9 protein-coding genes and 1 tRNA gene are annotated in these 13,727 nt (G+C 72.0%); 5 read left to right on the top strand and 5 right to left on the bottom strand.

The annotated features are described in order from the left end of the window. Positions 1 to 26 precede the first annotated feature (26 nt). Both hrpA and ACIQVD_RS23640 read left to right on the top strand, forming a co-directional pair. Complete coding sequence (gene hrpA / locus ACIQVD_RS23645) at positions 27 to 4,025, top strand: ATP-dependent RNA helicase HrpA (RefSeq protein ID WP_402291599.1); 3,999 nt, start codon at positions 27 to 29, stop codon at positions 4,023 to 4,025. A gap of 116 nt (positions 4,026 to 4,141) precedes the next feature. Continuing rightward, positions 4,142 to 4,215 (top strand) — tRNA-Asp (locus ACIQVD_RS23640). 396 nt (positions 4,216 to 4,611) lie between these two features. Here ACIQVD_RS23640 and bldC read toward each other — a convergent pair. Both bldC and ACIQVD_RS23630 read right to left on the bottom strand, forming a co-directional pair. Beyond that, entirely contained in the window at positions 4,612 to 4,818 is a 207-nt protein-coding gene (gene bldC, locus ACIQVD_RS23635; RefSeq protein WP_030459248.1) for a developmental transcriptional regulator BldC, read from the bottom strand. 537 nt (positions 4,819 to 5,355) lie between these two features. Continuing rightward, a complete protein-coding gene (locus ACIQVD_RS23630) occupies positions 5,356 to 6,285 on the bottom strand; it encodes a hypothetical protein (protein ID WP_400691742.1) in 930 nt (309 codons plus the stop codon). Positions 6,286 to 6,456: 171 nt separating this feature from the next. On the opposite strand from ACIQVD_RS23630, the gene ACIQVD_RS23625 reads away from it, so the two are divergent. Next, entirely contained in the window at positions 6,457 to 7,599 is a 1,143-nt protein-coding gene (locus tag ACIQVD_RS23625) for a Glu/Leu/Phe/Val dehydrogenase dimerization domain-containing protein (RefSeq protein ID WP_400691739.1), read from the top strand. Positions 7,600 to 7,970: 371 nt separating this feature from the next. Continuing rightward, positions 7,971 to 8,207, top strand: a complete 237-nt coding sequence (locus ACIQVD_RS23620) for a DUF3073 domain-containing protein (protein WP_100837092.1) — start codon at positions 7,971 to 7,973, stop codon at positions 8,205 to 8,207. Positions 8,208 to 8,385: 178 nt separating this feature from the next. On the opposite strand, the gene purM is transcribed toward ACIQVD_RS23620, so the two are convergent. The 3 genes from purM to ACIQVD_RS23605 form a co-directional block, all read right to left on the bottom strand. Next, the gene (gene purM / locus ACIQVD_RS23615; protein ID WP_400691736.1) at positions 8,386 to 9,462 is read right to left on the bottom strand and encodes a phosphoribosylformylglycinamidine cyclo-ligase; all 1,077 of its coding nucleotides are present in this window, start codon (positions 9,460 to 9,462) and stop codon (positions 8,386 to 8,388) included. A 94-nt stretch (positions 9,463 to 9,556) separates the two neighbouring features. Beyond that, the gene (gene purF / locus ACIQVD_RS23610; protein WP_402291596.1) at positions 9,557 to 11,152 is read right to left on the bottom strand and encodes an amidophosphoribosyltransferase; all 1,596 of its coding nucleotides are present in this window, start codon (positions 11,150 to 11,152) and stop codon (positions 9,557 to 9,559) included. Positions 11,153 to 11,368: 216 nt separating this feature from the next. Then, positions 11,369 to 12,214 (bottom strand): diacylglycerol kinase, encoded by an 846-nt coding sequence (locus ACIQVD_RS23605; RefSeq protein ID WP_402291594.1) that lies wholly within the window; start codon positions 12,212 to 12,214, stop codon positions 11,369 to 11,371. 126 nt (positions 12,215 to 12,340) lie between these two features. Here ACIQVD_RS23605 and ACIQVD_RS23600 point away from each other — a divergent pair, with 126 nt between their 5' ends. Continuing rightward, positions 12,341 to 13,624 carry an adenylosuccinate synthase gene (locus tag ACIQVD_RS23600; protein WP_100837095.1) on the top strand — a complete coding sequence of 428 codons (1,284 nt, stop codon included), beginning with the start codon at positions 12,341 to 12,343 and terminating at the stop codon, positions 13,622 to 13,624. Positions 13,625 to 13,727 lie beyond the last annotated feature (103 nt).

The following is a 13,727-nucleotide window of genomic DNA, read 5'->3' as shown; positions in this document are numbered from 1 at the left end:
GCCCCCACTTTTTGCAACCTAGAGGGATGCCCGCAGTGAGTTCTCCCGTAGCCCAGCAGCCCGCCCCCACGTTCGCGGAGCTGGCCGCCCGGCTGCCCGGCGTGATGCTGCGCGACGCGCAGCACCTCGGCCGCCGCCTGGAGGGCACCCGCAAGGTCAGGTCGGCCGAGGGCCGGCAGAAGGTGCTGACCGAGCTGGCCTCCGACTTCGACCGCTCCGAGTCCCGGGTGGCCGCCCGCCGGGCGGCGGTGCCGGTGATCCGGTACCCGCAGGAGCTGCCGGTCGCGCAGAAGAAGGACGAGATCCTGGCCGCCGTCCGCGACCACCAGGTGGTGATCGTGGCGGGCGAGACCGGCTCCGGCAAGACCACCCAGATCCCGAAGATCTGCCTGGAGCTGGGCCGCGGCGTCCAGGGCCTGATCGGCCACACCCAGCCGCGCCGGATCGCCGCCCGCACGGTCGCCGAGCGGGTCGCCGAGGAGCTGGACACCCCGCTGGGCGGGGCGGTCGGCTGGAAGGTCCGGTTCACCGACCAGGCCGGCCAGGACACCCTGGTGAAGCTGATGACGGACGGCATCCTGCTGGCCGAGATCCAGACCGACCGGGACCTGCGCCAGTACGACACCCTGATCATCGACGAGGCGCACGAGCGCAGCCTGAACATCGACTTCCTGCTCGGCTACCTCAAGCAGCTGCTGCCCCGCCGCCCCGACCTCAAGGTGGTCATCACCTCCGCCACCATCGACCCGGAGCGCTTCGCCGCCCACTTCGACGGCGCCCCGATCATCGAGGTCTCCGGCCGCACCTACCCGGTCGAGGTCCGCTACCGGCCCCTCGTGGAGGACGACGAGCCGGACTCCGACGACGCGGACGACAACGACCGGGACCGCGACCGGGACCAGATCCAGGGCATCTGCGACGCCGTCGAGGAGCTCCAGGCCGAGGGGCCCGGCGACATCCTGGTGTTCCTCTCCGGCGAGCGCGAGATCCGCGACACCGCCGACGCGCTGACCAAGCTGAGACTCCGGTCCACCGAGGTCCTGCCGCTCTACGCCCGGCTCTCCTCGGCCGAGCAGCACCGGGTGTTCCAGCGCTCCTCGCAGCGCCGGGTGGTGCTGGCCACCAACGTCGCCGAGACCTCGCTGACCGTCCCCGGCATCAAGTACGTGATCGACCCGGGCACCGCCCGGATCTCCCGCTACAGCCACCGCACCAAGGTGCAGCGGCTGCCGATCGAGGCGGTCAGCCAGGCCAGCGCCAACCAGCGCAAGGGCCGCTGCGGCCGCACCTCGGACGGCATCTGCATCCGGCTGTACTCGGAGGAGGACTTCCTCTCCCGCCCCGAGTTCACCGACGCCGAGATCCTGCGCACCAACCTGGCCTCGGTGATCCTGCAGATGACCGCGGCCGGCCTCGGCGACATCGCCGCCTTCCCGTTCCTCGACCCGCCGGACTCCCGGAACATCAAGGACGGCGTCAACCTGCTGCACGAGCTGGGCGCCCTCGACCCGGAGGAGAAGGACCACCGCAAGCGGCTGACCGAGCTGGGCCGCAAGCTCGCCCAGCTCCCGGTCGACCCGCGGATGGCCCGGATGGTGCTGGAGGCCGACCGCCTCGGCTGCGTCCGCGACGTGATGGTGATCGCCGCCGCGCTCTCCATCCAGGACCCGCGCGAGCGCCCGGCCGAGAAGCGCCAGGCCGCCGACGAACGGCACCGCCGCTTCCAGTCGGAGACCTCCGACTTCCTGTCCTACCTGTCGGTCTGGCGCTACGTGCGGGAGCAGCAGAAGGAGCTGTCCTCCTCGGCGTTCCGCCGGATGTGCAAGTCCGAGTTCCTCAACTACCTGCGGATACGGGAGTGGCAGGACGTCTACGTCCAGCTGCGCACCATCGCCAAGCAGCTCGGCGTCACCGTCGACGAGCCGGCGGACACCGTGCCGGTCGGGGAGGAGGGCGAACCGGACGCGGACCGGATCCACCAGGCGCTGCTCTCCGGCCTGCTCTCCCACCTGGGCCTGTTCGACGCGGAGAAGCGCGAGTACGCGGGCGCCCGCGGCGCCCGGTTCGCGGTGTTTCCGGGCTCGGGGCTGTTCAAGAAGCCGCCGCGCTGGGTGATGTCGGCCGAGCTGGTGGAGACCTCCCGGCTGTGGGCGCGGATCAACGCGAAGATCGAGCCGGAGTGGGTGGAGCCGCTGGCGGCGCACCTGATCAAGCGCAGCTACAGCGAGCCGCACTGGGAGAAGAAGGCCGGCGCGGTGCTGGCGTACGAGAAGGTCACGCTGTACGGGCTGCCGATCGTCGCCCAGCGCAAGGTCAACTACGGCCGGATCGACCCCCAGCTGTGCCGGGAGCTGTTCATCCGCTCGGCGCTGGTGGAGGGCGACTGGGAGACGCACCACCGGTTCTTCGCGGAGAACCGCAAGCTGCTCGACGAGGTCGAGGAGCTGGAGAACCGGGCCCGCCGCCGGGACATCCTGGTGGACGACCAGACCCTGTTCGACTTCTACGACGCCCGGCTGCCCGAGGACGTGGTCTCCGGGCGGCACTTCGACGCCTGGTGGAAGAGGACCCGGCGCGACCAGCCCGACCTGCTCAACTTCGAGAAGTCGATGCTGATCAACGACTCGGCGGACGGGATCACCGAGGCCGACTACCCGGACTTCTGGCAGCAGGGCAAGCTGCGCCTCCCGCTGACGTACCAGTTCGAGCCGGGCAGCGACGCGGACGGCGTGACGGTGCACATCCCGCTGGCGGTGCTCAACCAGGTGGTGTCGGAGGGCTTCGACTGGCAGATCCCCGGTCTGCGGGCGGAGCTGGTGACGGCCTGGATCCGCTCGCTGCCGAAGGCGGTCCGGCGCAACTTCGTCCCGGCCCCGGACTACGCGCGGGCCGCGATGCGCGAGCTGACGGACCGCCAGGAGCCGCTGCTGCCGACGCTGGAGCGGGTGCTGCACCGGATGTCGGGCCTGCCGATCCCGCCGGAGGCGTGGGACGAGGAGCGCATCCCGGACCACCTGAAGGTGACCTTCCGGGTGGTGGACGGCAAGCGGAAGCTCGCCGAGTCCAAGGACCTGGAGGAGCTGCGGCTCGAACTCCAGCCGAAGCTGTCCGCGACGCTCTCCAGCGCCGCCTCCGGCCGGGGCATCGAGCGCACCGGCCTGACCGCCTGGCCGGAGGACCTGCCGGTCCTCCAGCGCACCTTCGAGCAGCGCTCCCGGGGCCACTCGCTGCGCGCCTACCCGGCGCTGGTGGACGAGGGCGCCTCGGTGGGCATCAAGCTGTTCGACACCCCGGAGGCCCAGCAGCGGGCGATGTGGGCGGGCACCCGCCGGCTGCTGATGCTCCGGGTGAACTCCCCGGCCAAGTCGATCCAGGGCCGGCTGGGCAACCAGGCCAAGCTCGCGCTGTCGTACAACCCGCACGGGTCGGTCCCGGCCCTGTTCGAGGACATCGTGGCGGCGGCGACCGACCGCCTGATGGAGCTCAACGGCGGGGTGGTCTGGGAGGCGGAGGCGTTCGGGGCGCTGTACGACAAGGTCCGGGCGGACCTGTACGAGCTGTCGGCGGACACCACGCTGAAGACCGCGTCGGCGCTGATCGCCTTCCACAAGGCGTCGACCCGGCTGAAGTCGGTTTCCAGCCCGGTGCTGCTGTCCGCGGTGAACGACGTCCGGCTGCACCTGGCCTCGCTGGTGCACCCGGGCTTCGTGGCCGGGACGGGCTGGCAGCGCCTGGGCGACCTGAAGCGCTACCTGCTGGCGGTGGACCGCCGCCTGGAGGCGCTGCCCAACCACCCGCAGCGGGACCTGCAGAACCTGGTGAAGGTACAGGCGGTGCAGCAGGCGTACGGGGAGCTGCTGGCGAGGGTGCCGGCGGGCCGGGAGCCGTCGCCGGAGATCAGGGCGGTGCGCTGGATGATCGAGGAGCTGCGGGTGAGCTTCTTCGCCCAGGGGCTGGGCACGCCGAGCCCGGTGTCGGAGAAGCGGATCCTCAAGGCGATGGAGGCCGCCGCGGCGACCCTCTGAGGCGGGTCGGGAGCCGGCTCCGGGGGGCTCCGGAGCCGGTTCGACCTGGGGGGTCGCCATGCAGTACAGTCTGTCTTGTTCGCAGGCGAGAGCAGGCGGGCGAGGATCAGAACACTGGTCCCGTGGAGCAGTTGGTTAGCTCGCCACCCTGTCAAGGTGGAGGTCGCGGGTTCAAGTCCCGTCGGGATCGCAGTAGCGTAAGGCCCGGAACCGTATGGTTCCGGGCCTTATCGCGTTTCCGGAGCCCGGCGCAAGGCGCGCGACTGTGACGACCGTCACTGAACGGCTTTTGAGATGCCACTTCGGGAGCATCTCCACAAAGCGCCCTGATTTAATATATAAAATTGCACTTCCTTTCCCGGCTACGCCCCCCCTGCGATGATCATCCGAAAGGGAATGCCGGATTCCGCCCGGAACCCCTTCCGGAGCACCCGCACCCCCTCCCCCGCCCGCCCCACGGACCGGCCCCGGACATGCCGGAGGGCCACCCCTTCCGACCCGGCGGAGTCGGAAGGCGGCGGCCCTCAAGCTGTCGGTCGCGCCCCGACCCGGCGGAGTCGGGGGGCTGCCGGTACGAACGGGGGGATCAGACCTCGGTGCGCTGGGCCGGAATACCGGCCAGCAGGGCACGCACCTCCGCCTCGCGGTAGCGGCGGTGGCCGCCGAGAGTCCGGATCGACGTGAGCTTGCCTGCCTTGGCCCAGCGGGTCACGGTCTTCGGGTCCACACGAAACATCGTGGCGACCTCTGCCGGCGTCAGCAGGGGCTCGGCGTCAGGGGTACGAGCGGTCATGAGCGGCCTCCTCGGGAGAACCGAACCAGGGCGGTTCTATCCTTCAAATTCTGCACCTTGGCCCCCGATGCCCGAAATGGCACGGACGGGCCGAGTCGGTTATAGGACGAACGGCTTGTCCTGGTGTCTACAACTACACCATCCGTCCAGCCCCATCGGCCAAACCGCCAAAATTGACCCCTCACGGGTTCAAGAGCGACGGAAGGCCCCGGACCACCCCATAGCGGACAGTCACGCAGCGGTGACGTCCGGTCACGGTGCGGCACGCCTGAGTGAGCTTGGGCTGGTTGTCCCATTTTGGCATATAGGTCTGAGTTCGCGTCAACGGTGAGTAGTATCACGTTCCGTGGGGATTGACCCGATCCGGGACCATGGTCCCGGTAACCGCGCCAATGGTATGGACCATCCTCCCCCGGGCGCCGGAGTTCGGCCAGAGGCAATTTTCTGACGCCCCGTCACCTCCCCCGTCCGCCCCGCGCCCACACCGCCCACACCGCCTACACCGTCCTCACACCGCCCGGACCCGCCCGGACCCGCTCAGGACGCCTGCCGCAGCGCCAGCACCCGCCGCCAGCGCGCCGTCAGCCCCTCGTAGGCCCGCAGCGCCGCCGCGGTGTCCCCGGCCCGCAGGGCGCCCAGCCCGTCCGCCAGTTCGCCCACCGAGCGCTCCTCGGCCAGCTCCCGCGGGCCCAGCAGCCGGGCCAGGCCGCCGTAGTCCAGCTCGACCAGCGAGCGCGGGTGGAACTCCTCCAGCCAGCGCCCGACCTCCTCCGCGCCGTCCACCAGCGGCCCGCCCGGCGCCCTCCCCCAGCCCTCGGCCGGGGGCACCCCCTTGCGCAGCAGCCGGTAGGCCCGGGCCACCCGGCGGCGGGCCTGCACCATCGGCGTCAGGTAGAACAGCGCGGCCGGCTCCGGCCGCTCGCCCTCCCCCGACGAGCCATACTCCCCCGCCGGCACGTGCCGGCGGTCCTCCTCGCCGAACGGCAGGAACCAGCGCAGCGGCACCTCCCAGCGGCTGGAGGCGATCCACGGCCGGGCGTCGGGGTGCTCCTGCTGCCACCGCGCCCGGTCCGCCTCCGCGGCCGTCCGCAGGGCCGGCGGCAGCACGGTGTCCACCAGGTGCGCGGGCAGCGTCCGCTGCAGCTCCTGGAGCGCCAGCCAGCTGCGCAGCCGGGTCGTCCAGGGGCAGACGTAGACCACCCCGTCCAGCGCCCGCACGAAGGCCCGCCCGTCCTCCCGGGCGGGCAGCGGACGGGGCGTCAGGGCCGCCAGGCCCGCCAGCGCGGCCCGCTGCTCGGCCAGCGCCGCCGCGGTCACCGGCTGCCCGGGCCCCTCGGCGTCGGGGCCGTGCTCGGCGGCGTACGCCTGCCAGCGGGCGCGGTCGGGCTCGGGGAAGGCGGCCAGCGGCTCGTAGACCCGCAGCTGCGCGGTGTACGGAGGAAGCACGGTCGTGCGCCAGACGGTCACGCCCGGCATCGTCGCACGCGCCCGCGGGAACCGTCAGGGTGTCGCGCGGACGGCTTCGGTCGTTGTCCTTCGGGGGCCCCCGAAGGGCGGATTCGAAGGTGTTCCCGAGGCTAGGCTTCCACTCAGACGCCCGCACCACCGCCGCGGGCCATCCTTACTGGAGTCACCACCGTGACCGACGTACACACCACGCACACCGCACCAGGCGTGCTGAGCCGGGTCTTCGGCACCGACCGGGACGGCGAGGGGCACGAGCAGGTCGTGCTCTGCCACGACCGCTCCTCCGGCCTCAAGGCGATCATCGCCATCCACTCCACCGCCCTCGGCCCGGCCCTGGGCGGCACCCGCTTCTTCCCGTACGGCACCGAGGAGGAGGCGCTCCAGGACGCGCTGAACCTCTCCCGCGGGATGAGCTACAAGAACGCCCTCGCCGGGCTCGACCTCGGCGGCGGCAAGGCCGTGATCATCGGCGATCCCGAGAAGGTCAAGAACGAGGCGCTGCTGCGCGCCTACGGGCGCTTCGTGCAGTCCCTGCGCGGCCGCTACATCACCGCCTGCGACGTGGGCACCTACGTGCGGGACATGGACGTGGTGGCCCGGGAGACCGAGTTCGTCACCGGCCGCTCGCCCGAGCACGGCGGCGCCGGCGACTCCTCGATCCTGACCGCCTTCGGCGTCTTCCAGGGCATGCGCGCCTCGGCCCAGGCCCGCTGGGGCCGGCCCACCCTGCGCGGCAAGCGGGTCGGCGTGGCCGGCGTCGGCAAGGTCGGCCACTACCTGGTGGGCCACCTGGTCGCGGACGGCGCCACCGTGGTCGTCACCGACGTCTCCGAGGCCGCCGTGAACCGGGTCCGGGCCACCCACCCGGAGGTCGAGGTGGTGGCCGACACCGGCGCCCTGCTGGCCTCCGCGCTGGACGTCTACGCCCCCTGCGCGCTCGGCGGCGCGCTCACCGACGACACCGTCGCCGCGCTGGGCGCGGCCGGCACCGCGGTCGTCTGCGGCGCGGCCAACAACCAGCTCTCCCACCCGGGCGTCGAGAAGGACCTCGCCGACCGCGGCATCCTGTACGCGCCCGACTACCTGGTGAACTCCGGCGGCGTGATCCAGGTCGCCGACGAGATCGAGGGCTTCAACTTCGACCGGGCCAAGACCAAGGCGACGGGGATCTTCGACACCACCCTGGAGATCTTCACCCGGGCCGCCGCCGACGGCGTCCCGCCCGCGGTGGCCGCCGACCGGCTCGCCGAGAAGCGGATGCGGGAGATCAGCGCGCTGCGCTCGGTGCTGCTCCCGGGGGCCCGCCGGGGCTGACCCGGACCGCCCGTGCGCGCGGGGCCGGCACCGCCCGGCCCCGCGCATCACGATGTGGAACCGGATTCTCAGTCCGTCCCCCGATCGGGCGATACCGCGCCCCCTTCGGGGGATAATCTCTGCAGGAACGACGGGACCGGCCCTGGGTCGGACAGCCTGCCAAAGCCCCGTAATTCCCCTCTGACCTGGGCGGACCTGGTTCGGGGGGGCTCGGGTGCGCGCCACGTCACACCGGCGACGTACCGTCCGGCGGCGGAAACAGGTACCGTTAATGCTCCAAGGGACGGTTTCCCACTTCGGGCAGGCCGGACCTGATCATCAACACGTGTCAGACTCGGGGCCGTGAGCCCCACCGTTGAGGGGGTCGACCCATGGGGCGCGGCCGGGCCAAGGCCAAGCAGACGAAGGTCGCCCGCGAGCTGAAGTACAACAGCGGCGGGTTCGACGCAAACCGTCTGTCGAATGAGCTGGGTGTATCTCCGTCGACCGCGATCGAGCCTGAGCCGATCGAGGACGACGACGAGGACGACCCCTACGCGGCGTACGCGGACAAGTACAACCACGACGACGAGGAAGAGGACACCCCTCCGGCTCGTCGTCGCGCGTAACGCCCTCCGACCCGGCCGGTCCGAGCGCTCCCCGTGAGCGCCGGGCCGGTTTTCGGCGTCCCGCCGCGGCACCCCGGGGTTCTCCGGCGTCCCGCTGCGGCGCGCTGAGGCGCGGGGGCGGGCCGGGCGTGCGAAGGGCCCCACCGCGGTGCGGCGGGGCCCCTCACCGTGCCTCGGGTCAGAACGACTCGTAGGAGTTGTACAGCGCGGCGCCGCCGTCGTGCTCGGCGGTGCGCTCGACCACGTCGCCGAGCAGCCAGGCCTCCACGTCGCGGTCCTCCAGGACGGCGAGCACCGCGTCGACCGACTCCGGCGGGACGACGGCGACCATGCCGACGCCCATGTTCAGGGTCTTCTCGATCTCCAGCGTCTGCACCGCGCCGACCTGGGCGACGGTGCGGAACACCGGCAGCGGCGACCAGGTGCCGCGGTCGAGGCGGGCGTGCAGGCCGTCCGGGATGACCCGGGCCAGGTTGGCGGCCAGGCCGCCGCCGGTGACGTGCGAGAAGGCGTGGACCTCGGTGGCCCGGGTCAGCGCCAGGCAGTCCAGCGAGTAGATCCTCGTCGGCTCCAGCAGTTCCTCGCCCAGGGTCCGGCCGAACTCCTCGACCCGGCGGTCCAGCGACCAGCCGGCCCGCTCCAGCAGCACGTGCCGCACCAGCGAGTAGCCGTTGGAGTGCAGGCCGGAGGCGGCCATCGCGATCACCACGTCGCCCGCCCGGACCCGGTCCGGGCCGAGCAGCGCGTCGGCCTCGACCACGCCGGTGCCGGCGCCCGCGACGTCGTACTCGTCCGGGCCGAGCAGGCCCGGGTGCTCGGCGGTCTCGCCGCCGATCAGCGCGCAGCCGGCCAGCGTGCAGCCCTCGGCGATGCCCTTGACGATCGCGGCGACCCGCTCCGGGACGACCTTGCCGACGCAGATGTAGTCGGTCATGAACAGCGGTTCGGCGCCGCACACCACCAGGTCGTCGACGACCATGGCGACCAGGTCGTGGCCGATGGTGTCGTGCTTGTCCATGGCCTGGGCGATGGCGACCTTGGTGCCGACGCCGTCGGTGGCGGTGGCCAGCAGCGGGCGCTCGTAGCGCTTGAAGGCGGAGGCGTCGAACAGTCCGGCGAAGCCGCCGAGCCCGCCGACCACCTCGGGCCGGTTGCTCTTCCTCACCCACTGCTTCATCAGCTCGACGGCACGGTCGCCGGCCTCGATGTCGACACCCGCGGCGGCGTAGGTCGCCCCGGTCTCGTTGCTGGTCACCTGGTGTGGCCCTTTCGAAGTGGTGGTGCTGCCTCCCCGGCCGGGGCCGGGACGGGGTGCCCCCGGCGTCCGGCGCCGGGGGCGGTGCGCACGGTTACGGGCGGCGCAGCGCGTCCGCCGCGCCGGCGCCACCCAGCAGCGACTGCACGCCGTCGAGGTCGCTGGTCTGCTGGCCGCCGCGGACGGGCTGCTTGGCCTGGTGGCCGGAGTTCGCCGCACCGGCGATTTCAGCCTCCAGCAGCAGCTTGCCGAGCAGCGCCGGGTCGGGCAGCTCCATCGGGTACTCGCCGTCGAAGCAGGCCCGGCAGAGCTGGTCCTTGGGCTGCTTGGTGGCCTCGATCATCCCGTCGATCGAGATGTAGGCCAGCGAGTCGGCGCCCAGCGAGCGGCCGATCTCCTCGACCGAGAGGCCGTTGGCGATCAGCTCGGCGCGGGTGGCGAAGTCGATGCCGAAGAAGCACGGCCACTTCACCGGCGGGGAGGAGATCCGGATGTGCACCTCGGCGGCGCCGGCCTCGCGCAGCATCCGCACCAGCGCGCGCTGGGTGTTGCCGCGGACGATCGAGTCGTCCACGACCACCAGGCGCTTGCCCCGGATGACTTCCTTGAGCGGGTTGAGCTTGAGCCGGATGCCGAGCTGGCGGATGGTCTGGTTGGGCTGGATGAAGGTGCGGCCCACGTAGGCGTTCTTCACCAGGCCGGAGCCGAACGGGATGCCGCTGGCCTCCGCGTACCCGATCGCGGCGGGGGTGCCGGACTCGGGCGTGGCTATCACCAGGTCGGCCTCGACCGGGGACTCGGCGGCCAGCTTGCGGCCCATCTCCACCCGGGAGAGGTGCACGTTGCGGCCGGCGATGGTGGTGTCCGGGCGGGCCAGGTAGACGTACTCGAAGACGCAGCCCTTGGGCTTGGCCTCGGCGAAGCGCGAGGTGCGCATGCCGTTCTCGTCGATGGCGATCAGCTCGCCGGGCTCCACCTCGCGGATGAAGCTGGCGCCGACGATGTCGAGGGCGGAGGTCTCGGAGGCGACCACCCAGCCGCGCTCGATCCGGCCGAGCACCAGCGGGCGGATGCCCTGCGGGTCGCGGGCGGCGTAGAGCGTGTGCTCGTCCATGAAGACCAGCGAGAAGGCGCCCTTCACCCCGGGGAGGACCTTGCGGGCCGTCTCCTCGATGGTGAGGTCCGGGTGGCCGGCCAGCAGGGCGGTCAGCAGGTCGGTGTCGTTGGTGGCCGCGGTCCGGCCGGAGCGGGAGACGTGCTCCTCGCCCGGCAGTTCGGCGACCATCGCCGCGAGTTCGGCGGTGTTGACCAGGTTTCCGTTGTGGCCGAGGGCCAGCGAGCCGTGGACGGTCGCGCGGAAGGTCGGCTGGGCGTTCTCCCAGACCGAGGACCCGGTGGTCGAGTAGCGGGCATGTCCGACGGCGATATGCCCGTGCAGCGACCCCAGGGAGGTCTCGTCGAAGACCTGGGAGACGAGTCCCATGTCCTTGAAGACGAGAATCTGGGAGCCGTTGCTCACTGCGATGCCCGCGGATTCCTGTCCGCGGTGCTGCAGGGCATAGAGGCCGAAGTACGTGAGCTTCGCGACCTCCTCGCCGGGGGCCCAGACCCCGAAGACGCCGCAAGCGTCCTGGGGGCCCTTCTCGCCGGGGAGCAGGTCGTGATTGAGTCGTCCGTCACCACGTGGCACGTCTCCGAGTCTAGGGCAGCCGGGGCGAACGGCCTGATGGCAGCCTCCTGGTACGCGCGTAGATACCGCCTCTTACCAGCTTTCCGCACAGCGGGTGGCCGCCTTCACGCCCTTGTCATCAGGCTTTCGCACAGTGGACGGGCGGGTCGAACGTGAGCCTGCTCACGCTGGGTGATCGCGGGGCGGGTAGGGCCGCGGGAGCGGCGGGGCGGGCGCTCAGGCGGCGGGCAGCAGCAGCCGCCAGGAGGCCGGGCGGACCGTCCAGGTGCGGTGGCGGACCGGGCCGACCGGGCAGCCGTCCGCCTCGTAGCCGAAGCCGCGCCCGGCGACGGTCAGCCGGTCGGTCCGGTGGCGCAGCGGGCTGCCGTCGAGGTCCAGGGCGAGTTCCATGGCGCCGTCGACCACGGCCACCCGCAGGTGGCGCACCCGCTGGTGCACGTCGGCCAGCAGCCGGCCGTCGGCCTCGATGCGCAGTTCCTCCGGGCCGGCGGGGCTCGCCTGCTCGGTCGCAGCCAATTTCGCCCATAGCGAACGCCAGCCGCCCTCCCCCGCCCGCCGGCCGTGCGGGCCCCCACGGCCCGGACGGCCCGGACCGGTGAAGCGCACCTCGGCGAGGACCACGCCGCCGCCGTCGTCGAGCAGCAGGTCCAGCCGGCGGGCGGTGCCGGCCAGCACCGCGCGGGCCGCCGCCACCGGCTCGGCGGGCACCCCGAGCAGCCGGGCGGTGGCGGTGGCCACCGGGCCGCCGACCGGGACCAGCCCGACCGGGTCGGCGTCCAACTCCCGCTGCCGGTGCAGGGCCTGGAGCACCCGCTGGAGCGCCTGGTCGGAGCCGATCACCACGGCCCGGCGCCGGCCCCGGTGGGCGAGCACCCGGTCCAGCTCGGACGGGCTCTCGGGCAGCGCGACCTTCACGTCGGCGCCGCCGCACAGCACGTCCTTGGCGATCCGCACCGATTCGCCGTCGGCCTCCCGGGCCGACGGATCGAGCAGCACCAGCAGCGGCCCGGGGCGCTCGGCGTCCTCCGGGGGGCGGGATACGGGCGTGGACAGCGACGACACGACCGGTCCTTCCTCAGGTAATCTCTCGGTGCAAGAGCCCCTTGCGCCATTGCGCCAGGGGCTTCGTCCATCTCGGGCCAGACTGCGGTCTACGCAGGATGCCCCAACCGGAAGGGGTGTACGCCTGTGCCGGCACTCGTGCTCGTTGGCGCCCAGTGGGGAGACGAGGGCAAGGGGAAGGCCACCGACCTCCTCGGCGGCTCCGTCGACTACGTCGTCCGCTACCAGGGCGGCAACAACGCCGGTCACACGGTGGTCATCGGCGACCAGAAGTACGCCCTGCACCTGCTGCCCTCCGGCATCCTCAGCCCGAACGTGGTGCCGGTGATCGGCAACGGCGTGGTGATCGACCCGGGCGTGCTGCTCTCCGAGCTCAAGGGCCTGGACGAGCGCGGCATCGACACCTCGAAGCTGCTGATCTCGGGCAACGCCCACCTGATCACCCCGTACCACCGGACGCTGGACAAGGTCACCGAGCGCTTCCTCGGCAAGCGCCGGATCGGCACCACCGGCCGCGGCATCGGCCCGGCCTACGCCGACAAGATCAACCGGGTCGGCATCCGGGTCCAGGACCTGTTCGACGAGTCGATCCTGCGCCAGAAGATCGAGGCGGCGCTGCACGACAAGAACCAGCTGCTGGTCAAGCTCTACAACCGGCGCGCGATCCCGGCCGAGCTGGTGCTCGAGGAGTACCTGGGCTACGCCGACAAGATCAAGCCGTACCTGGCCGACACCACCCTCGTCCTGGACGAGGCGCTGAAGGCGGGCAAGGTCGTCCTGCTGGAGGGCGGCCAGGGCACCCTGCTGGACGTGGACCACGGCACGTACCCGTTCGTCACCTCGTCGAACCCGACCTCGGGCGGCGCGTGCACCGGCTCGGGCATCGGCCCGACCAAGATCGACCGGGTCATCGGCATCCTCAAGGCGTACACCACCCGCGTCGGCTCGGGCCCGTTCCCGACCGAGCTGCTGGACGCCGACGGCGACGCGCTGCGCCGGATCGGCGGCGAGCGCGGCGTCACCACCGGGCGCGACCGGCGCTGCGGCTGGTTCGACGCGGTGATCGCCCGCTACGCGACCCGGGTCAACGGCCTGACCGACTTCTTCCTCACCAAGCTGGACGTGCTGACCGGCTGGGAGCAGATCCCGGTCTGCGTGGCGTACGAGATCGACGGCAGGCGGGTCGAGGAACTCCCGTACAACCAGTCGGACTTCCACCACGCGAAGCCGATCTACGAGAACCTGCCCGGCTGGAGCGAGGACATCTCGAAGGCGCAGTCCTTCGCCGACCTGCCGAAGAACGCGCAGGCGTACGTGAAGGCGCTGGAGGAGATGTCGGGCGCCCCGATCTCGGCGATCGGCGTCGGCCCCGGCCGGACCGAGACCATCCAGATCAACTCCTTCCTGTAGGACGCGCGCGAGAGGCCCCGGCCCCCCCCGGGGGGGGGGGGGGGCGGCGCGGCGCGGGGGGGGGGGGGGGGGGCGCGGGGGGGGGGGGGGGGGGGTGGGGGGG

This window comes from Kitasatospora sp. NPDC090308, from assembly GCF_044769485.1.
Lineage (GTDB): Bacteria > Actinomycetota > Actinomycetes > Streptomycetales > Streptomycetaceae > Kitasatospora > Kitasatospora fiedleri.
Note: the sequence above shows the minus strand (reverse complement) of the source record. Positions and strands in the feature narration are given on the sequence as shown.

Bases quoted from the DNA above. Each gene is read 5' to 3' on its own strand.
- hrpA (WP_402291599.1), top strand. From the start codon at position 27: ATGCCCGCAGTGAGTTCTCCCGTAGCCCAGCAGCCCGCCCCCACGTTC.
- bldC (WP_030459248.1), bottom strand. From the start codon at position 4,818: ATGACCGCTCGTACCCCTGACGCCGAGCCCCTGCTGACGCCGGCAGAG.
- ACIQVD_RS23620 (WP_100837092.1), top strand. From the start codon at position 7,971: ATGGGGCGCGGCCGGGCCAAGGCCAAGCAGACGAAGGTCGCCCGCGAG.